The 21,128-nt window shown below is 43.7% G+C and carries 18 protein-coding genes; 8 read left to right on the plus strand and 10 right to left on the minus strand.

What is annotated here, in order from left to right:
- Positions 1-70 precede the first annotated feature (70 nt).
- Both JFC08_RS03500 and JFC08_RS03505 read left to right on the plus strand, forming a co-directional pair.
- Positions 71-685 carry a glutathione S-transferase N-terminal domain-containing protein gene (locus JFC08_RS03500; RefSeq protein ID WP_198329725.1) on the plus strand — a complete coding sequence of 205 codons (615 nt, stop codon included), beginning with the start codon at positions 71-73 and terminating at the stop codon, positions 683-685.
- 254 nt (positions 686-939) lie between these two features.
- The gene (locus tag JFC08_RS03505; protein ID WP_198329726.1) at positions 940-1,377 is read left to right on the plus strand and encodes a ClpXP protease specificity-enhancing factor; all 438 of its coding nucleotides are present in this window, start codon (positions 940-942) and stop codon (positions 1,375-1,377) included.
- Between the two features lie 107 nt (positions 1,378-1,484).
- On the opposite strand, the gene dcd is transcribed toward JFC08_RS03505, so the two are convergent.
- From dcd to JFC08_RS03545, 8 genes are all read right to left on the minus strand, one after another.
- The gene (dcd, locus tag JFC08_RS03510) at positions 1,485-2,060 is read right to left on the minus strand and encodes a dCTP deaminase (protein ID WP_011513914.1); all 576 of its coding nucleotides are present in this window, start codon (positions 2,058-2,060) and stop codon (positions 1,485-1,487) included.
- A gap of 128 nt (positions 2,061-2,188) precedes the next feature.
- Positions 2,189-3,331 (minus strand): DUF2804 domain-containing protein, encoded by a 1,143-nt coding sequence (locus JFC08_RS03515; protein ID WP_198329824.1) that lies wholly within the window; start codon positions 3,329-3,331, stop codon positions 2,189-2,191.
- 23 nt (positions 3,332-3,354) lie between these two features.
- Positions 3,355-3,780: a hypothetical protein gene (locus JFC08_RS03520; RefSeq protein WP_198329727.1), complete on the minus strand. Its 426-nt coding sequence runs from the start codon at positions 3,778-3,780 to the stop codon at positions 3,355-3,357.
- A 93-nt stretch (positions 3,781-3,873) separates the two neighbouring features.
- Positions 3,874-5,097, minus strand: a complete 1,224-nt coding sequence (gene apbC / locus JFC08_RS03525; protein WP_198329728.1) for an iron-sulfur cluster carrier protein ApbC — start codon at positions 5,095-5,097, stop codon at positions 3,874-3,876.
- 171 nt (positions 5,098-5,268) lie between these two features.
- Entirely contained in the window at positions 5,269-6,621 is a 1,353-nt protein-coding gene (mgtE, locus tag JFC08_RS03530) for a magnesium transporter (protein WP_198329729.1), read from the minus strand.
- 171 nt (positions 6,622-6,792) lie between these two features.
- Positions 6,793-7,593, minus strand: coding sequence for a 3-hydroxybutyrate dehydrogenase (locus JFC08_RS03535; protein ID WP_087815038.1), 801 nt, complete (start codon positions 7,591-7,593; stop codon positions 6,793-6,795).
- Positions 7,594-7,654: 61 nt separating this feature from the next.
- The gene (locus JFC08_RS03540; RefSeq protein ID WP_045455208.1) at positions 7,655-8,284 is read right to left on the minus strand and encodes a CoA transferase subunit B; all 630 of its coding nucleotides are present in this window, start codon (positions 8,282-8,284) and stop codon (positions 7,655-7,657) included.
- Positions 8,285-8,460: 176 nt separating this feature from the next.
- Positions 8,461-9,174, minus strand: coding sequence for a CoA transferase subunit A (locus JFC08_RS03545; RefSeq protein ID WP_198329730.1), 714 nt, complete (start codon positions 9,172-9,174; stop codon positions 8,461-8,463).
- Between the two features lie 347 nt (positions 9,175-9,521).
- Between JFC08_RS03545 and JFC08_RS03550 the strand changes: the two genes are divergently transcribed.
- The 6 genes from JFC08_RS03550 (at position 9,522) to JFC08_RS03575 (ending at position 18,156) form a co-directional block, all read left to right on the plus strand.
- A complete protein-coding gene (locus tag JFC08_RS03550) occupies positions 9,522-10,937 on the plus strand; it encodes a GntP family permease (protein WP_198329731.1) in 1,416 nt (471 codons plus the stop codon).
- A gap of 398 nt (positions 10,938-11,335) precedes the next feature.
- The gene (gene metG, locus JFC08_RS03555) at positions 11,336-13,447 is read left to right on the plus strand and encodes a methionine--tRNA ligase (protein WP_198329732.1); all 2,112 of its coding nucleotides are present in this window, start codon (positions 11,336-11,338) and stop codon (positions 13,445-13,447) included.
- 313 nt (positions 13,448-13,760) lie between these two features.
- The gene (locus JFC08_RS03560) at positions 13,761-14,813 is read left to right on the plus strand and encodes an ABC transporter substrate-binding protein (RefSeq protein WP_198329733.1); all 1,053 of its coding nucleotides are present in this window, start codon (positions 13,761-13,763) and stop codon (positions 14,811-14,813) included.
- Positions 14,814-14,959: 146 nt separating this feature from the next.
- The gene (locus JFC08_RS03565) at positions 14,960-16,000 is read left to right on the plus strand and encodes an ABC transporter substrate-binding protein (protein WP_198329734.1); all 1,041 of its coding nucleotides are present in this window, start codon (positions 14,960-14,962) and stop codon (positions 15,998-16,000) included.
- 430 nt (positions 16,001-16,430) lie between these two features.
- Complete coding sequence (locus tag JFC08_RS03570; RefSeq protein ID WP_198329735.1) at positions 16,431-17,330, plus strand: ABC transporter permease; 900 nt, start codon at positions 16,431-16,433, stop codon at positions 17,328-17,330.
- Between the two features lie 31 nt (positions 17,331-17,361).
- Positions 17,362-18,156, plus strand: coding sequence for an ABC transporter ATP-binding protein (locus tag JFC08_RS03575; protein WP_045446787.1), 795 nt, complete (start codon positions 17,362-17,364; stop codon positions 18,154-18,156).
- A 100-nt stretch (positions 18,157-18,256) separates the two neighbouring features.
- Here JFC08_RS03575 and JFC08_RS03580 read toward each other — a convergent pair whose 3' ends face one another.
- Both JFC08_RS03580 and JFC08_RS03585 read right to left on the minus strand, forming a co-directional pair.
- Positions 18,257-18,934: a response regulator transcription factor gene (locus tag JFC08_RS03580; RefSeq protein ID WP_170108267.1), complete on the minus strand. Its 678-nt coding sequence runs from the start codon at positions 18,932-18,934 to the stop codon at positions 18,257-18,259.
- Positions 18,935-18,970: 36 nt separating this feature from the next.
- Complete coding sequence (locus JFC08_RS03585) at positions 18,971-21,076, minus strand: PhnD/SsuA/transferrin family substrate-binding protein (RefSeq protein WP_198329736.1); 2,106 nt, start codon at positions 21,074-21,076, stop codon at positions 18,971-18,973.
- Between the last annotated feature and the right edge of the window lie 52 nt (positions 21,077-21,128).

The following is a 21,128-nucleotide window of genomic DNA, read 5'->3' on the forward strand; positions in this document are numbered from 1 at the left end:
CGTACCTTGCCTTGATAATCAGGGCAACTTTGTTTACGATGATAGGCTTTACTATTAACATTAGGCTTTCATGATTGATGCGAACGACATTCCAAGTAGTCAGCTGATTTTATACGCTGATGACGGCTACGACAGTCATGTAGTGCGCCTATTACTTGAGGAAAAAAAGCTTGCCTATTATCTATCACGCTTGCACTCTGAACGGCCTGAAGATTTAACTGAGCTGAATCCCTATCACACCTTACCTGTTCTGCAACAACGTGAAATCGCACTGTATGAGATCAACGTTATCTTTGAGTATCTTGAAGAACGTTACCATACAAACAAGCTACTGCCAGATACCCCGCAAGAGCGTGCCCAATTTCGCCAATTGGCTTGGCGTATTCAGCATGATTGGCTGGTACTCGGTAAGCGTCTACTCATGCACCCTAATAGCTTTAATAAAGCACAAGCTGCTATTGCGAAAAAACAGTTAAGCGATTCTTTGATTACGTTGTCACCACTGTTTGCTCATAAACCTTACTTTATGGCAGACGATTTTGGCTGGTGTGATGTATTGTTAGCACCTTTGTTATGGCGACTTGAAGAAATGGGAATTGAGCTGCCACGCGCAATTAGTCGCCCCTTATTTGATTATCAACAGCGGGTCTTTGAGCGTACTAGCTTTCAAAAAAGTGTGCGTTAATTAGGGTGTATCCTAAATCTTATCATTAAACCTTAAATGGGCCAAGAATGACTAAATCTTTGTCAAACTGTGTCAAATAGCTTGCTTATATTTCGATATTATCAGTACTATTTTTCTTGTTTGGCTGCAATTTTTATTACCATTTGCAAGAGCAGGACACACCCTAGACAATGCTTAACCGCTGTCTTAAAATAGAAAACAACAAAACATCTTTAGATTATTATCTTCAAATTATCAGTATAGGAAACCCTTAGATGAGCGAAACCACCTCTATTACCCCAACACGTCCTTATATGGTGCGCGCGCTTTATCAGTGGATAGAAGACAATCAACTAACGCCTTACCTGATGGTTGATGCCACTGCCGAAAATGTACAGATTCCAAGGGAACACGTGCAAGATGGTCGTATCGTATTGAATATCGCCAGCCGTGCGACTGGTAATATGAGTATGGAAAATGATTATATTCATTTTAGTGCGCGTTTTGGCGGCGTGTCACAAGATATTTGGGTACCAATGACGTCGGTATTAGGTATTTATGCGAAAGAAAACTCGCAAGGGATGTTTTTTGACCCCAATGAATATGACAACTATCAACCTGAAGATGATGCGATAGTAAGCTCACAGAAGAGCCCTACTGCGACACCTAAAGCCAAACGTGATAATAAAGCTGGTTTAAAAGTGTTGAAATAGTCAATTTTTCGGTATAAAAAAGGCTGGTCGTATTATATACGGTCAGCCTTTTTGTGATTAATCTAAAAGATTTATCGTTGTGCACTTTCAGTTAGCATATAAAATTACTAGGTTCTTGGCAATGTCACGCCGCGTTGACCTTGATACTTACCGCCGCGATCTTTATAGCTGGTTTCACATACGTCATCAGCATCGCTTTGGAAAAATAGCATTTGTGCCACTCCTTCGCCTGCATAAATACGCGCTGGTAGATTGGTGGTGTTGCTAAATTCCAAAGTGACATGCCCTTCCCATTCAGGCTCCAGCGGCGTCACATTGACGATAATTCCGCAACGGGCATACGTTGATTTACCAAGACAGATCGTCAACACATCACGTGGAATACGGAAATATTCCATGGTGCGTGCTAGCGCAAACGAGTTTGGCGGAATAATGCACTCGTCACCGATAACATCAATAAAGCTTTTTTCATCAAAGTTTTTTGGATCTACAATCACTGAATGAACATTGGTAAAAACTTTAAATTCAGGCGCGCAGCGTACATCATAACCATAGCTTGACGTACCGTAGCTAACCAAACGCTCGCCTGCATCATTAAAACGTACTTGGCCCGCTTCAAACGGCTCAATCATGCCGTGTTCTTCAGCCATTTTACGAATCCAGCGGTCAGACTTGATAGACATTGTTGTTCCTTAGCAGCTATAAAATAAAATTTACGATATGAACGGTATTTTGATAGCGACGATTATACGGAATTGAGCGCTTAATTTATAGGCTTGCCTGCGTTTAATATAAATCTACAATCAACCGCCTACCATTTTGCGAAATGATCTTCAGCTAAGCCCATTATCTTATCAACTTTAATCACGTCATCTTTTAGACGAATCTCACCACTATAAAAGCCAAGCCATTGCTCAAATATACTGGCAAGCACACCAAAGTTATCCGTCTTTTTATAAACGGTTATCGGCGTGAAGGTTAAGTCAATATCAACATTGCTCCAGCCTAGGTTTTGATGATAGATGCGCCAAGGCTGTCGCGTATAATCTATAGTTTTAGCAGTATCATCCTGCTCATTAGCTGGTAAATTTAAACCATCACGGACAAACATCACAGGCGGTAAATAATAAATCTGCCCATCCAGCCAGCACGCATTTTCGCTAACCCCCGTTTCATTGACGCCCATCGCTAGATTTAGGGCAAAATGACGACCGTCTGGCAAATAGCTATTGATACAACTCCAAAACCAATTGGTCTCGTGGCGCATATAACCAAGCGTCCAATCGAAATTGGCGATAGTTGTTTCGGAAAAGTGGATTTGTTTGGCTTGAGCATCAGTGTTAAATTTTGAATAGGCTTTAATAAGTAAATGACCAGATATACCCGTCAACGGTTCTTTTTGAGTAAAGGTCCAGCCACGCCTGCCCGTTGGTGTGCAGACTGCTAATGGCGCTGCTTGCCGCTGTAGCGTCGCATCAAGCGTAATGTGTTTACTATCCAATGCTACTTCGATTTGTGAAGGCGTAAAATCCAATGTTAATGTGAGACTACTATGGGTAAATGCCATTTGCCCTTGATAGCAATCGCCTTCTAACTGTGTTTGATGCGTCAAAGGTTGCAATGCTTCACAAACCTCTAACTGCTCAGCCTCATCGTTATAAAGATAAACAAAGGCACTGGTTGCCAACTTAATCGTTGCCAATGCCAGACAAATCCGATAAGGCGGCTGGATAATTTGAATAAAGCAGAATTGATTGGCTTTTAACTCTTTGCGCCAGTTTGGCAGCGCCTTTTGCGAAATAAGATGACTGTGATAGTCCAAATAATTGATATTTTTAACGTGAGCAAAGATGCCAAAAGTAGGCTGACCATTTTTAATCAGCTCATCGAGCACAACTGGCTTAATGCTGGTAGATAATTGTTGCTGATTTTGGTTATTAAAGTTTTTATTCATAGTCATGGCATCCTAGCCAAATATCATTGTGAGATTAGCTGTCCTTGGTAGCTGACGGTGGTACTTACGACTCTTCTTTTTGTCTTTGCGGACGCCACCCAATTTGCTTCTCTAATCACTTTTATTTCTATCATCTCCAATCCATCTGCCAATTCTTCAGAGACATTGACTACTGCAAAAGCACTTATTCCAAACGGATGCTTAGGAAATTTAAGTAGTAAATTGGCTAGCGCTTGTACCGCTTTAAAAAAATCAGCAATCACCATGCGGCGATTACTAAAGTCATCATTAACTTGATGCCGTTTGCTACTCCCATCTTTATAGTAGCAAACGGCAATGACTTGATTGTTTGAGAGATCAATCACATATAACGGCGGGCGGAATAATCTTAGGAGATTATACTGTTTGGGAATATTATCTAAATGTCGTTGATAAATCGATAAGCTCACAATATTCCCTTTTTAAAACCCAAATCCTTGCAATTTTTTATACTTAGGCTATTTAGCTATCGCTAAAAATCATCGAGAACCGTTATAAAACTATTAAAAAATACGCTTATCATTGACAGGCTTGGCGAATTTATTAATATTGGCTTCGATATTTTTGGCAATGCTAAGATAGTACGGCGCAAACTCATCATCGGCTAATACGCTCGGCTCACCTTTATCCACTTGTGCACGAATACCGCTCGCCAATGGCAACTGACCTAACAGCGGCACCTGATATTGCTCAGCGATTTTTTCACCGCCGCCTGTACCAAAGATAGCTTCAGTATGATTACAGTTACTACAGGTATGCAGTGCCATGTTTTCGACCACACCGAGTACTGGGATATTGGTTTTGTTAAACATCTCAATGCCTTTTTGCGCATCAAGTAAGGCAATATGCTGCGGCGTCGTGACAATCACGGCACCCGTTACGGGAATACGCTGCGCTAGTGTCAACTGAATATCGCCCGTACCCGGTGGCATATCAATCACTAAGTAATCTAGCTGCGGCCAGTTGGTTTGATTATACAGCTGCATCAGCGCACCAGTGGCTTTTGGTCCGCGCCATGCGACAGGAGTATTGTCACCATCGAGCAAGCTACCAATCGATAGCATTGCCATGCCGTGCGCATTGATAGGAACAAACTGCTCGTTTTCCAGCTCAGGTTTGACATTATCGACGCCCAGCATCGTTGGCATACTAGGACCATAAATATCGGCATCCAGTACGCCAACACGGTTGCCTAGCTTTTGTAATGCCAAAGCAATGTTGACCGTAGTAGTGGATTTACCAACACCGCCTTTACCCGACGCCACGACGATAATATGACGAATACGCGGATGCGCGGCGAGTGACGCTTGTGTCGGCGCGGCTTTGGTAATTGGTGGTTCAACAGTAGTATTGCTATCAGCATTTGCCGCTGGTTTATGTTGATTGTCCATGGCATTAGTGGTTTTTGGCATTGCTTTTGGCAGACTTGACCCCGAGCCTTTCGTCGGTGCGGGCAGACGAACATTCATATGAATAGTCTTGATCCCGTGCGGATGTAACAGTTGCCCAAGTTCTTGTTGGATAATTTCAGGATTACTATTTACGGGTAGACGCAAGTCTAAGGTGAGCTGGTCACCATCACGCTCAAGCCCCGTTACCATGGTGGCAATACTGACAGTACCTACCTCATAACCAAGCAGCACCTTGTCCACGGCACTATCGCGCTCTGCTCGCTGCTCTGGTGTTTCTGATTTTTTGGTGGAGGTTTTCTTCATAAAGTTAAACATAGCGACTATTACTGCCTATACAAGTGAGTGGGCATGGCAAAAACTCAGTGAATACTGTCGTGAACAATACCGCTCGTGAGCGTGTTAGCCAGACCTTTTATAGTGACAGTGTAGCTGAATTAACACTATAAAAAAACCACAACGCTAGTGGGACTAGGCTTTATAGCAGCGTTAACCGATAGACAAAAACTGTGAAGCAATAAACAAATAAATAAGTACCCCCGAGGCATCACAGACAGAGGTAATCAAAGGCGCGCTGGCAGTGGCAGGGTCAAAACCTAATTTATTAAGCACAAAAGGTAAGCTCATACCAATCACACAACCAATCATCACCACCGACATCATACTCAGTGCCAGCACTAACGACACCACTGCATCACCACGTACATAACCGATGATTGAGATAGCCACCGCCATCGTCGCCCCAAGCATCAACGCAACCACCGCCTCTCGACCCAATAACGAAAACCAGTCACGCATGACCACATCGCCAGTCGCCAAAGCTCGCACCATCAAGGTCGCTGACTGCGAGCCAGCGTTACCGCCACTGTCGACCAATAAAGGTAAAAAGAACACCAATACCAAATTGGCGGCAATCACATCTTCAAATTTTGCAATACTAAAGCCTGAGAGCAAGTTACCAAATACTAAGAACACTAACCAAAAGACCCGCTTACGGTATAACACCCGAACGCTGACGTCTTTTAATTTGCCAACCATGGTCGAGACACCTCCCGACTTATGGAAATCATCGGTTGCCTCATCACTCACCACATCCATCGCATCATCGTGGGTAACAATACCGACCAAAGCACCACTATCATCGGTAATAGGCAGCGCAATTAAATCATAGCGAGCCACGACTTTCGCAACGTCTTCTTGATCATCATTGACATTACAAGACACTACTGTACTCATCATAATGTCATTAATCAGCTGTTCAGGAGCCGCTAAAATAAGTACTCGTAAAGAGACAACGCCTAATAATTTACGCTCATCATCAATCACATAAGCATGATAAATAGTTTCGGCATCAGGTGCTTCTAGGCGCAGTGCTGCCAATGCTTCAGAGACAGTCATATGAGCAGCTAAAGTCGCATAATCAGACGTCATCAACGCACCAGCAGTGCGCTCCTCATAGGCAGATAACTTACGAATATCTTCACGTTGTGCCTGTGCCAATGCGGGCAACAAGGCATCACGTTGATCTTGACTGAGGCGCTTATATAAATCTGCGCGCTCATCCGCAGGCATCTCGCCTATTATCTTTGCTAATATAGCCCGAGGAAATACATAGGCAAGTGCAACCTGAATATCCGTTTCTAAATAGGAGAACACGGTAGAACGATTGGGCAGATGCTCAAGTAGCTGCCACGCAAGATTTGGCTCCATGAGTGCCAGAACATCGGCAATATCAATCGGGCGCAAATTTTGAAGTTGATTGATTGATTGCTCAAACTGCTGTTGCTCGATAGCACGGCTTAATTTTGCTGCAAGCGTTTTTGCAAAATCCTTATCATTCATTATACTTACTCCGTGCGACCCGAAACGGTATTCAAGCGCTCATAAAAAAGAGCCAATCTAATTGGCTCAAATTAATATAAAACTAGATGCTAATGGATTGGTCTTTTATTAGCAAGCCAATGATTCTTAAACCAATCAAACAACCCGCGAACCCATTAATTCACCACGCTGTTAATTCATAAACCAACCGTGACTGGCAACGATAGACTGACCTGTAAATACATTGCTTGGGAAGGCTGCTAAAAACAATGCCAATTGGGCAATATCGTCAACCGTCGTGAATTCTTTATCTACCGTATTAACCAGCATAATATCATTGACTACAGATTCTTCACTGATGCCTTTTTCAGCCGCTTGTTGCGGAATTTGCTTTTCGACCAATGGTGTTTTGACAAACCCTGGGCAAATCACATGCGCGCGTACATTATGCTCAGCGCCTTCTTTGGCCAATACACGGCACAGCCCAAGTAACCCATGTTTCGCTGTGACGTAAGGCGCCTTAAACATGGATGCTTCATGCGAATGGACTGACCCCATATAAATGACCGTACCGCCTTTGTCATCTTTATACATATGCTGTATCGCCGCTTTGGTGGTCAAAAATGCCCCATCTAAATGGATAGCAAGCATTTTTTTCCAATCCTCAAACGCCATTTTATGGATTGGATCGATAATCTGAATACCAGCATTGGAGACAAGAATATCAATACCACCAAAGGTATCGACAAGCTGCTGCACACCAGCGTTTACCGCCTCCTCTGAAGTCACATCCATGGCAATGGCAAATGCGCGTCCGCCTGCCGCTTCAATAGCATCAACGGTTTTCTGAGCGGCTTCAAGATTAATATCAGCAATACCAACCGCTGCGCCTGCTTTGGCATAAGTTTCAGCGATATCACGTCCGATACCGCTGGCAGCGCCTGTCACCAATGCCACTTTGCCCGACAAATCCTGTTGTAATTGGGTCGCCATATTTTATAGTCCATTATCAAATAGGTTTTTTAGAGGTCTGTGCCAAATATATCTAACAAGCTTATTGAGCAATGCTCACTGGCGTCTTTTCTTGTAGCTCATCAAAGCTAACACCTTCTGCCAGCTCAACTAGCTTTAGACCGTTGTCAGTGACGTCTAGTACAGCAAGTTCGGTAATAATTCGATCAACCACCCCTTTGCCTGTCAATGGTAGCTCGCAATTGGCAAGAATTTTTGGCTCGCCGTGTTTATTGACTTGTTCCATCAAGACAATCACGCGCTGCACGCCAGCGACTAGATCCATCGCACCGCCCATGCCTTTGACCATCTTTTTGGGAATCATCCAGTTGGCCAAATCACCTTTTTCTGATACTTCCATCGCACCCAATATCGCAAGATTGACATGACCACCGCGAATCATCGCAAACGACTCTGAGCTACTAAAATAACTGGCACCCGCTTCGGCAGTGACGGTTTGTTTACCCGCATTAATCAAATCTGCATCGACATTTTCTGCCGTCGGAAACTCGCCAATACCTAATAGACCATTTTCAGACTGTAGCCAAACATCGACATCTTTGGGGATATAATTGGCGACTAGGGTTGGTAGTCCAATGCCTAAGTTGACATAATAGCCGTCTTGTAGCTCTTGTGCGGCACGCTGTGCCATCTGCTCTCTTGTCCATGCCATGATAACTTCCTTATTTTTATAACGACCCCAAAAAATATGATGAGCGGTGTGAAACTCGCTTAGTCTACTAAATGTAGCACTTTCACTCGTTTTCCTTGCCACTCAAATTTTTAGGAATAGTCTTACAATATTCTATTATTAATTTAACACTTTAAAAAAATCTATAAAGCCTTTAACTAAGCGCCTTCAACGGCCTTAATCGTGGTTTTTTCAATACGCTTTTCAGGATTGCTATTCAAGACGATACGCTGCACAAAGATACCCGGCAGATGCACATAATCAGGATCAAAGGTGCCCGTCTCTACGATTTCTTCGACTTCGACAATAGTAATTTTGCCTGCCATGGCGCAATCTGGATTGAAGTTACGCGCCGTCTTGTTAAAAATTAAATTGCCCGCTTTGTCCGCTTTTTGCGCTTTGATTAATGACACATCAGCGCGCAATGAGTGCTCAAGTATATAAGTACGACCGTCAAAATCACGGGTTTCTTTGCCTTCAGCGACCAGTGTGCCGACGCCAGTGGCGGTGTAAAACGCAGGAATACCAGCACCGCCCGAACGTAGTTTTTCCGCTAAAGTCCCTTGCGGCGTTAATTCAACTTCTAACTCGCCTGCCAAGTATTGACGCTCAAATTCTTTATTTTCACCGACATAGGATGAAATCATTTTTTTAATCTGGCGCGTTTGCAATAGCAATCCTAAGCCAAAATCATCGACCCCAGCGTTATTACTGATGCAAGTTAACCCTTTAACACCACTATCACGCAATGCGGCGATTAACGCTTCAGGAATACCGCACAGACCAAAACCACCGATAGCGAGCGTTTGTCCATCGCTGACGATACCTTTTAGCGCTTCTTCGGCACTGCTATATACTTTTGATTGACTCATGCTTATCTCCTTGCAAGTCTATTTTTTGTTATTAACTTCTATCATCAATGATTATGAGTGACTGACATCACTCAATATTTCCATATTTATACTAATACAATTTCTATCGATATATCATAATTAAAAATCTTGTGCTAACTTACCATATTATTCTCGTAGCGAGAAGAGAATAACCATAGGAATATACAAGCCAGCGCAGTAGCGGTATAGATGATGGGTCAATATCTCATTAAGACAGGATTTATTTTTAATAAAATATCAAATATTGGCTATTTTAAGTAATTTTATTGACCAATATCACTATGCTCTGCATACTCGCTGATTGAACTTTGCCAAGGAGGGCGATCATGTTTAGTACCTTTGCTATTGTCATTACTTTATTATTACTGATGTTTTTTGCTTATCGCGGTTATTCCGTGCTGATATTAGCACCGATTATGGCGACATTAGCCGTACTATTATCAGGTGATTTTTTAAGCACAATTCCTGCCTATACCGATGTGTTTATGGGCGCATTGAGTGGATTTTTACTTAAGTTTTTCCCTATATTCTTGCTGGGTGCACTATTTGGGCGTTTGATGGCAGACTCTGGTGCGGCGACCGCGATTGCCAAAACCGTGGTCGAAAAGCTTGGTGCCAGCAAAGCCATCTTAGCAGTTATCTTAGTTTGTGCCATTTTAACCTATGGTGGCGTCTCGTTATTTGTGGTGGCATTTGCTATTTATCCCATCGCCAAAGACTTGTTTAAAGCCGCTGATATTCCTAAGCGCTTGATTCCGGCAGCGATTGCCTTAGGCTCATTCACCTTTACGATGACGGCATTGCCAGGTACGCCTGCCATTCAAAACGCCATTCCGATTCCTTACTATAATACCAACGTTTTTGCCGCGCCTATCTTGGGTATTATCGGCGGTACCATCATGTTTGTTTGTGGTTGGTTATGGCTACAATCACGCGCTAGAAAAGCCAATGCAGCAGGCGAAGGCTATGGTCAGCATGACGAAGAGGATGTGGGCGGCGTTGGCGCAGCCAAAAAAGACACTGAGGTATTAAATACGCATCACACCTCATTTACTATTGCTATGATTCCACTGGTGTTAGTCATTGGCTTAAATGCTCTATTAACTTACGCTATCTTTCCATCAGTGGATTTTAGCGGCTTACAAGCTCAGTTTCCTGATCTAAATATCGCAGGCTCACTGGGTTTATGGTCAATTATCATCTCGTTAGTCGTGGCTTGTGCGGTGTTAATTTTGTTACGTATCGGTCATTGGAATAATCTGCAAAAAACCATCAACCGTGGTACTTATGATTCGATGTTGCCTATTTTTAATACCGCCTCAGAAGTTGGTTACGGCGCGGTTATTGCTTCATTAGCAGGCTTTCTCATCATTCGTGATAGTATCTTAAATCTGACACCTGACAATCCTTTAATCTCAGAAGCGGTGGCGATGACCACGCTGGCTGGTATTACTGGCTCGTCGTCTGGCGGTTTAAGCATTGCCCTCTCGACGTTGGGTGAGGACTATTTAAGAATGGCGGTCGCAGCGGGTATTGACCCAGAATTGATGCACCGTGTTGCTGTGATGGCAGCGGGTGGTTTGGATACGCTACCGCATAGTGGCGCGGTCATCACCTTACTTGCGATTTGTGGTTTGACCCATAAGCAGTCTTATCTAAACGTCGCCATGGTAACGATGGTGATTCCACTTATTGCTGTGGTCGCCGTTATCATTTTAGGGACGATGTTTGGCTCGTTCTAACGTCCTGAAATGAGGCATTTATTAAACCTTAAAGATAATTAAATTTAATGATTATTGCTTGATATCGAAGAGCCCACTAAGCGATTGCTTGGTGGGTTTTTTATGCACGCTTTCTCATTACTACCTCTAAATACAACCGACTATTTATCTCTCATAATTGATTGACACTCTATATCCCGTATAGAGTTAATCGCTTTATTAGCGACTATATTAATTACTCAGGTAATGTCACAAATTTGGCTGAATTACGGTATCATAGGCACACTTTTTTAAATTTTTATTTGCTTAATACGTTTTAGCATTGATAGTTTGATATTAATAGTATCGCGTCTAATAGCTCAAAACCGCTTAAGACGTTTGATAACCAACCCGTTTATATAAAAATATAGGTGATAAAAGTGCGTGAGATTCTAGTAACCAGTGCGCTGCCCTACGCCAATGGCTATATCCATTTGGGGCATCTTGTAGAATATATTCAGACCGACATTTGGGCGCGTGCCATGAAAGCGCAAGGCCATCAGGTCACTTATGTCTGCGCAGACGATGCACACGGTACGGCAATCATGCTCAAAGCAGAAGCCAATGGCGTCACGCCAGAGGAGCAAATTGCCGCGGTGAAAGCATCGCATGAAGCAGATTTTGCCAAATTTTTGATTAACTTTGACAATTATCACAGCACCCACTCAGAAGAAAACAAGCATTTTTCTGAGCTGATTTATCGTCGCTTGAATGATGCTGGGCATATCAGTACCAAAGATGTCGAACAACTATTTGACCCTGAAAAACAGTTGTTTTTAGCCGATCGTTTTGTCAAGGGTACTTGCCCTGAATGCGCAGCGGCAGACCAATACGGCGATAACTGTGAAGTGTGCGGTACGACCTATGATGCAACGGATCTTAAAGACCCACACTCAACGCTATCAGATGCCACGCCTATTCTGAAAACCTCCAAGCATTACTTCTTTAATTTGCCTGAATTTGAGCAATTCTTAAAAGATTGGACGCGTAGTGACAATCGATTGCAAACATCGGTCGCCAATAAGCTACAAGAATGGTTTGAAGCAGGTCTGGCAACGTGGGACATTTCCCGTGATGCGCCCTACTTTGGTTTTCAGATTCCAGATACCCCAAGCGATGAGCCAGACAAATATTTTTATGTTTGGCTAGATGCGCCAGTGGGTTACATGGCGAGCTTCAAAAACCTATGCGATAAGCGCGCAGGTACAGACGAGGCGCTTGATTTCGACCGTTATTGGATGCAAGAAAACGAGCATAAAACCGAGGTGTATCACTTCATCGGTAAGGACATCGTTTATTTCCATGCGCTATTTTGGCCTGCTATGCTTGCTGGTAGTGAGTTCCGTACACCAACGGGTGTTTTTGCTCATGGCTTCTTGATGGTCAATGGCGAAAAAATGAGTAAGTCACGCGGTACTTTTATTAAAGCCGAAACGTATGCTGATCACTTACATCCTGAATACTTGCGTTATTATTTTGCTAGTAAATTGTCTGATAAAGTCGAAGATATCAACCTTGATTTAGAAGATTTCATGCAAAAGGTTAACTCTGACTTGGTTGGTAAAGTGGTCAATATCGCTAGCCGCAGTGCTGGATTCTTGGTCAAAAAGTACGACGGCATGCTCACAGAAGTCTGCGCTGAGCCAAGTTTATTAGAAGATATTACCAAAACGGGCGATGAGATTGCTGCCGCTTACGAGAACCGTGAGTTTTCGCGTGCCATGCGTTTGATTATGCAATGTGCTGATAAAGCCAATGAATATATCGATGAGAAAAAACCATGGGCACTTGCTAAGGTTGAAGGCGCAGAGCAAGAAGTTCAAGATGTTTGCTCGGTCGCGATTAATATCTTCCGTCAATTGATGGTCTACCTTGCGCCAGTATTGCCTGAGCTAACCGCCAATGCCAAAGAGTTTTTGAACATTGACGACTTAAGCTTTGCCAGCCGTAATGAGTGGCTACTGGGTCATAAAATCAATAAGTTCAAGCCTTTGATGCAGCGTATAGAAGAAAAAGACGTTGCCGCGATGGTTGAGGCGTCAAAAGAATCTTTGGCTCAAGCTGCTGCTCCTGTGGCTAGCAAAGCCGTTGCTAAAAAAGATAATAAGCCAGCAAAAGAAGCTGCTACTGATATAGATGCTGAGACAAATACTGAGCAAACTGACTATATCGGCATCGAAGACTTTGCCAAAATTGAGATGAAAGTCGCTCACGTTCTAGCCTGCAATCATGTCGAAGGCGCAGATAAGCTTTTACAATTTACCTTGGACGTTGGCGAAGACAAACCGCGCAATGTGTTTAGCGGCATCCGTAAGTTCTATGAGCCTGAGCAATTGCTAGATAAAAAGGTCATTTGCGTGACCAATCTTGCCCCGCGTAAGATGAAGTTTGGTGTCTCAGAAGGTATGGTGCTATCTACTGGCAATCCCAAAACTCAGCTGACAGTGGTTACTTTACCTGACAACTGCGTGATTGGCGATGTGCTTGCTTAATAGTTAGGCTTACTCAACAAACAAAAAAGATGTCCAGCTGGGCATCTTTTTTATTGTCCCAAAACTATCGCTGGTCAATCGCAAAAATCAGTGCTTATATAGAAGATAATATCGATGAATATTGACTCAGCACGTTCTTTATAGAAGTAATGACAAACGCGTTTTAATTTCTTATTGCCATAAGTTACATTACTGTCATAATATGGACGTAATGATCAATGGATTGATTACTTTGATGTTAGCCCGTTATCTCAGCATGCACATAACATTGACTCGGGTAACCTGCACTCTCTAACCTATGAGCCCCAATAAAATGACCTTTGCTACTACTTTACGCTTCAGCCTATTCGGTGCTGCTATGAGCGCCGCGCTTGGATTAATTGGCTGCTCAAACACGACCGACACTGCTGCAACGACAGATACAAGTGCCGCCGCAGATTCTGACAAGCCTGCCAAGACATTAGCTATCACTCAAATCGTCGAACATCCTTCATTAGATGCGATGCGCCGCGGCATTATTGATGAGTTGGCAGATAATGGCTATGTTGAAGGCCAAAATCTAACCATTAATTTTCAAAGTGCTCAAGGCAATACAGCGACAGCAGGTCAGATTGCTAAGCAGTTTGCAGGAGACAATCCAGATGCCATCGTAGCAATCTCGACGCCATCAGCTCAGTCTATCGTTGCGTCAACTAAGACGGTTCCAGTTATTTATACGGCTATCTCAGACCCTGTCGCGGCAAAGCTCATTAACGAGAACAATACGCCTATCCAATCTAATGTGACAGGACTTTCTAGTGAGCTACCTATCGAGCCGCAACTAGACAATATTCAAAAAATTGCGCCCAATGCAAAAACCATTGGCTATGTTTATAGTCCAGGTGAAGTCAATTCGGTGGTGGTACTCAATCAACTTAAAAAAGCTGCGCCTGCGCGTGGGCTTAAGATATTAGACGTCACCGCCAATCGCCCAACGGATGTGGCGATGGCGACTCGTAGCCTTGCTGGTCGTGTTGATGTGATTTATACCTCACTAGATAACAATGTGGTATCCGCCTTTGAAGCGATGGCAGGTGCTGCCAATGAGCTTGATATTCCTGTCATTGCCTCAGACGAGTTCAGTGTGCGACGTGGTGCGACTGCGGCGCTTGGTGTCAATGATTATGATTTCGGTCGTACCACAGGCAAAATGGTGTATCGTGTGTTAAATGGCGAAGCAGTTAGCAGCGTCAAGCCTGAAGTGATGAATACCTTAACCTTATATGCAAGCCCGAAACATGCTGCTGAGCAAGGCGTCAGCCTGACTGATGAGCTGCTAAAAAATGCCATTAATGTCGACAAACAAGCGCAGAGTGCGGATAAATAATACGGATAAATAGTTTTGACAAGTAGCACTGAAAAATAACATTTAGCCTTCTATACAGATAACTGCTTTACCCTTTATCCATCTATACCTTTTATCTATAAATTAAATAATGTACGGACACATTATTATTTTCAGGAGTGAGACCCATGTTGTATCAAAATCGTTTTGGTCATTTTAACTTTAGTAAAGCACTATTATTAGGTGGCGTTTGTACTGCCATCTTGACTGGCTGTAATCAATCAGCACAAGATACCAGCACTACTGATACAGCTGCTACTGGCGATGCAGCCACAGCGATGAAGACCGTCGCTATTACGGCTATCGTCGAACATCCAGCGCTTGATGACGTTCGTAAGGGCGTTATCGACGAGCTCAATGAAGCAGGCTTTAAAGATGGTGAAAACTTAACGGTTAATTTCCAAAGCGCACAGGGTAACACTGCCACTGCTGGACAGATTGCTAAGCAATTCGTCGCAGACAATTCAGACGTTATCGTTGCGATTGGTACTCCATCAGCGCAGTCAGTAGCTGCTGCTACTAGCAGTATCCCTTTAGTATTCTCAGCAGTCACTGACCCAGTTGCCGCCAAACTAGTGACAAAACTAGATGGCTCTGGCACCAATGTCACTGGCGGCTCTGATGCCCTGCCTTATGAGCCACAAATTGAGCTGATGCGTCAAATCATTCCTAGTCTGAAAAATGTCGGCTATGTTTATAGCCCAGGCGAAGTCAACTCAACGATTATCTTGAAAAACTTAAAAGAAAAATTGACACCACTAGGTATCAATGTACTCGAAGCGCCTGCCCAGCGTAGTACTGATATTGCGATGGCAGCACGCAGCCTCGAAGGTAAGGTCGATATGATCTATACCTCAACTGATAATAACGTCGTATCGGCTTACGAATCGCTATATCAAGTCGCCAAAGAGAGCAAAATTCCACTGATTGCGTCTGACACTAGCTCCGTTGAGCGTGGTGCGATTGCCGCATTGGGCGTGAATTACTACGAGCTTGGTCGCGAAACAGGCAAAATCGTGGTACGTATTTTAAATGGTGAAAAAGCAGGCGCTATTCCTGTCTACACCCCGCAAATGTTGGATCTATACGTTAGTCCAAAGCATGCCAAAGAAGAAGGCATTACTTTGTCACAAGCGGTTATCGATAAAGCAAAAGAAGTGGTAGAATAACGCACTTTTATAGCTAGCTCATTACAGCTATCATAAGGTAGATACCGAGTTTGATGGATTTGGTGTCAGCCGTCATCTACCTTTATGCGATGAGGCTAAATGTTTAACATCAGAAACCCAGCTATGAAGCAGTAGGCTGGGCTTCTTATTTAAACCACATTGATTAAATATAAAGTATTTGCGTCATTTCTAAATTTGCCCTTTTTTTAATCAAAGCTTTGAACCTAGGTAGCTTATGATAGCTGTTGATCGTGACATGTTTTGGTTTACCCTAACCGCAGATTGTTTAATCTGTTAAATTCACCGCTTAGTCGTTTAGCTAAAATTGACGTATAGATGAGACAGCGCTGATCTATCTCACGCACTCATTCTATGAATCGATATTAGAACGTTAGTGGCTAAACGCTTGGTTATGACTTACTGATCTCTTATGTCTTTAATTGCTTTTTTTGGTGCACTTGAAAGCGGTCTGATTTATGGCCTAGTAGCACTTGGTGTGCTGATCTCATTTCGCACCCTCGACTTCCCCGACTTGACCGCTGACGGTAGTTTTCCACTAGGTGGCGCTGTCGCTGGTATTTCTATCATCGCTGGTGTCAACCCATGGCTTGCCTGTGCTTTCGGTATGTTGGCAGGTTCCGTTGCTGGTATTGTTACGGCATGGCTACACGTCAAACTTGGCATCCTGCAACTACTTGCCAGTATCTTGGTAATGGTCGCACTATACTCTATCAATTTACGGATTATGGGTGCGCCGAACTTGCCATTATTGGGTGAAACCACGGTCTTTAGCACCTTGGTCATGGATGGCAACGGTTATTGGATGCGCTGTCTAATTATTGGTGTCGTGGTGATAGCTGCCATGTTATTTTTAAACTGGTTCTATAGTACCGAAACGGGTCTTTCGATGCGGGCGACGGGTTCCAACCTCCGAATGGCACAGGCGCAAGGCATTAACACCTCATGGATGACCATCATTGGTATGGCGATTTCTAACGGTTTGATTGCTTTAGCAGGTGCATTATTTGTGCAGACTCAAGGTGGCGCAGATATCTCGATTGGTATTGGTACCATTGTCATCGGTTTAGCAGCGGTCATCATTGGTGAAACCATCATTCCTGCCAAGCGTATTTGGCTGATTACCTTTGCCGTGGTCGTCGGTGCGGTGCTATATAAGCTATTTATTCAGGTGGCGCTATCGAGCGATACGCTACGTAGTATTGGTTTTGGCCCGCAAGATTTAAACTTGATTACAGCGCTACTCGTCGTATTTGCCTTGGTATTGCCAAAAGCTAAAAATAAATTTTTAAGTCGTAAAGTTCGGGCTTAATGTCAATGTGCAACCATAAGGAATAATTATTATGATGCAAGCTACAGATTTGCGGTTGACCTTTAATCCTGGAACGCCCATTGAAAACCCTGCCCTACGCGGTATCAATCTCAACATCGCTGATGGTGAATTTGTCACTGTCATCGGTACCAATGGTGCGGGTAAATCAACTTTTTTAAATGCGGTCAGTGGTACCACGCGCGTCGATAGCGGTTCAATCTTATTAAATGGCATCGATGTCACCAAAAAAACCGCGCACCAACGCGCCCATTGGGTGGCTCGTGTCTTCCAAGACCCGATGGCGGGGACTTGTGAAGCATTGACCATTGAAGAAAACATGGCGCTGGCTTATAAGCGCGGCGGCAAACGTGGTTTGAGCTTTGCACTCAACCAAAATAACCGTGATTTATTTCGCGAAAAATTATCAGTATTAAAATTGGGGCTAGAAAATCGTTTGACCGACCGTATGGGTCTGTTATCCGGTGGTCAACGTCAAGCCGTCAGCCTATTGATGGCTTCACTGCAACCTTCCAAAATTTTATTGCTTGATGAGCACACTGCGGCCCTCGACCCTAAGACTGCTGCTTTCGTTTTAGAATTGACCGATAAGATTGTAACGGACAATCAGCTTACAACGATGATGGTTACCCACTCAATGCAGCAGGCATTGGCGCATGGCACCAGAACAGTGATGTTACATCAAGGACAAGTGGTATTAGATGTGGCTGGCGATAAACGTCAAGGCATGACTGTACATGACTTACTTGATATGTTTGAGCAAACTCGCGGCGAAAAAGTCGAAGATGATAGCTTGATATTGAGTTAAATAACTTAGCAAAATTCTTCAAATCTTGAAAAAATAGAACGTCTGTTTAATATCAGGCGTTTTTTTATGACTGCTTTAATTGATACGACTGTCTTAATTTTTAAGCATCAAGCAATACTAACTTTTGAATCAACTCACTGACATGTTGTGACTGCATTTTTTTCATCACTTGTGAACGATGCACCTCTACCGTACGGACGGAAACGTCTAAATGATCAGCGATATTTTTATTCAGATTACCTTCTAACAATTCATTGGCAACCTGCTTTTCTTTATCGGTCAGCTGCGCATAGAGCTTTTTAATATCATAAAGCGTGGCGCGTTTTAGAGTGAGGTCTTGCGCACATGCAAGCGCTTCTTGTAGCCGGCGGCTATTAATTGGTTTTTCTAGATAATCAGCCGCACCTTGCTTCATCATATTGACAGCATCAGCAATCTCGCCATTTCCCGTTAGCGCTATCAATGCCATAGGGCTGTCCTGTTGACTAAGATGCACTTGTAGCGCTTGACCACTCATCTCTGGCATCATCAAATCACTCACAATCACTGCTGGGCGATAGATATTGACTTGCTGCAAAAAAGTCAACGCACTTGCCCACACTTGGGTCGATAGCCCTAAGCTGCTAATCAAAAAATCACAGGACATGCGCACACTTTCTTCGTCATCAATGATATGAATAATAAGCGATTCTGGCGTAATGCCTGATAAATCGTCAGACAGATGACTGTTTTCATCTTGCCAGCACGTAGGCTCATTTGAGAGTTGATTAGACGTCATATGTGACCTTATGGCTAAATACATTATTGATATTCATTAGAGTTTTTCGTCGTTATTCGCTAAAGATAATGGCAGATAAAAAGATATTTGTGCGCCCACCGTGTTTGACAGCTGATAGTTAGCATTGGTTTGTAGCAGTTGGATTTTACCGTTTAAGGTACGTTTAAAGCGATGCTGCTCGCTGCTCATTACTTGGTAAAATTGCTCAATTTCATGCTCGGTGTCAATATTGTTTAGCTGCATCATACCGCCCAGCGACTTGCATAAGCGCTGACATATCATCAGTCCTAATCCTAGACCGCCTGCTTTCGTTGATTGAGTAGCATACTGACTGGGTAGGTTCTCTGGTAAATACTGCCCCTGCAACTGAGCTTGATCAAAGCCGCCAGCATCATCGCTTAGATGCAGTACCAACCATTGCTTGCCATCGTGTTCCTCTGCCTGACAGCGTAGCATGATATTGGTCGCCCCTTGCTGCGTAGCATTGGTCATGCTATTTATCAGTAACTGATCTAATAGCAAATTTGGCAAGGTTAAATGCTGATAATCACTTGCCAGCCAAAAATTGACAACTACTGCTTGCTCACCCAATAATAAGATGCACTGTTGATAGATAGCTGCGATATTGACACGAGTTTCATTCGCTTGCGACCGTCCAGCCCAGCGGCGAATATTAGTCACTACAGCAGCGACGCGTTCTGTTTCATTGACAATCTGCTGTAGAGCATTCTCTGTTGCCGCATTATCAAGTGGCGCTATGTCGATAGCATTTTTAGACAACCTTGCGTGTTGACTGCGTATCAATAACCCTTGCGCATAATTTTGAATGGTTGCTAGCGGCTGATTGATTTCATGAGCGATAGCACCGCTCATCTCACCGATGACCGCAAAGCGCTCTGATTGGTGTAACTGCTGATCATAATCACGGATTAGTCTATTTTGCCGCACTATCTTTTTTTGCCGCCGCCATGCCAGCCAGCTCATCCAAGCATAATTTACTGTCGATATCAGGATAACCAAAATAATCACAGCCATCCATAATCGATGCGCCTTTATCCAGTCGACCATATACGCGCTCAGCTGCTTTTGGGCGGGATGGCGATTCATCTCATAAAGAATGCGCTCAGCATCGCTACTCGATTCTGCTGGCAGCCAACGCTGCTCTGCTTGATTCTTGCCAAATAAATGTTGATTGATCTGGCGCACCAAAGCATCTGGCGCTTGCTCGGTCGCTGCCAATGTCCAATTTGGGTATATTTTCGTTGAAGAGTGGCAGCTGGATACAGTGGCGACTGGATGAATGAGACGGTATTGCTTGTCATTGATTTGACCGCGCCTTGCCATCTCCTCCATCAAACAAAGCGGCGTAATGGCAGCGTCTACCTTGCCGCTAGCCAAGGCATGCAAAGTGCGCTCTATCGGATAACCGACAAACTGTGTTTGATAGTGGCTTGGCATAATGCCATTTTGCTGTAATAAATGCGCGCCCAATAAATAACCGCCAAATGCGTCAGTGTCGACGGCAGCAATATGACGTTGCTCCAAATCCTGCAAACGATAAATATCACTGTCGGCAGCGACCCATAGAGCACTGGCGACCTCTTCCATCGCACTCGGCTGTTTTAATGGCGTATATTCATTTAGCTTATTAAATTCATTGGCGAGGGTGACTGTCGTCGATAGCTGATTTTGGGATTGTTGCCCATTAACACCCTCAGCATCAAATCCTTGATTGCTAAAAATTTTATCACGAGAACTTTTATCACGAGCGTTTTGCGCATTGCTATTTAATTGAGCCGTCTCTGTTTGTAAGGTAGCCAGCCAGCGCCACCTGATGGTATTCATTTTTATAAACTGTACTTGCGGGCCAAGCACTAGCGCAAACTGCTGTGCCTCTATTTGCTGTTGCCAATTCTCCAGCGCCAAAGGTACCAATATCACGGTGTCATCTGACAACTGATCATTAAGCTCGTCAAGCCACGGCTGCCAGCGATTTTGTGCGGCTGCCTCGCCTTGCGGTGCCAGCACACCCAAATAGTAAGTCTGGGCGGTTGCCTTGGAGAGCGATAACCAAGCAGCCCATGCTACCACGGTAATAAAACAAGCCTTTAAGATAGTCCAAATTTTAGACTTTTTATGCATACACCTAGCCTTATATTTGACCTACCAAACGTACATTATAAGTAAAAACCTT

Source organism: Psychrobacter cibarius, from assembly GCF_016107535.1.
GTDB lineage: Bacteria > Pseudomonadota > Gammaproteobacteria > Pseudomonadales > Moraxellaceae > Psychrobacter > Psychrobacter cibarius.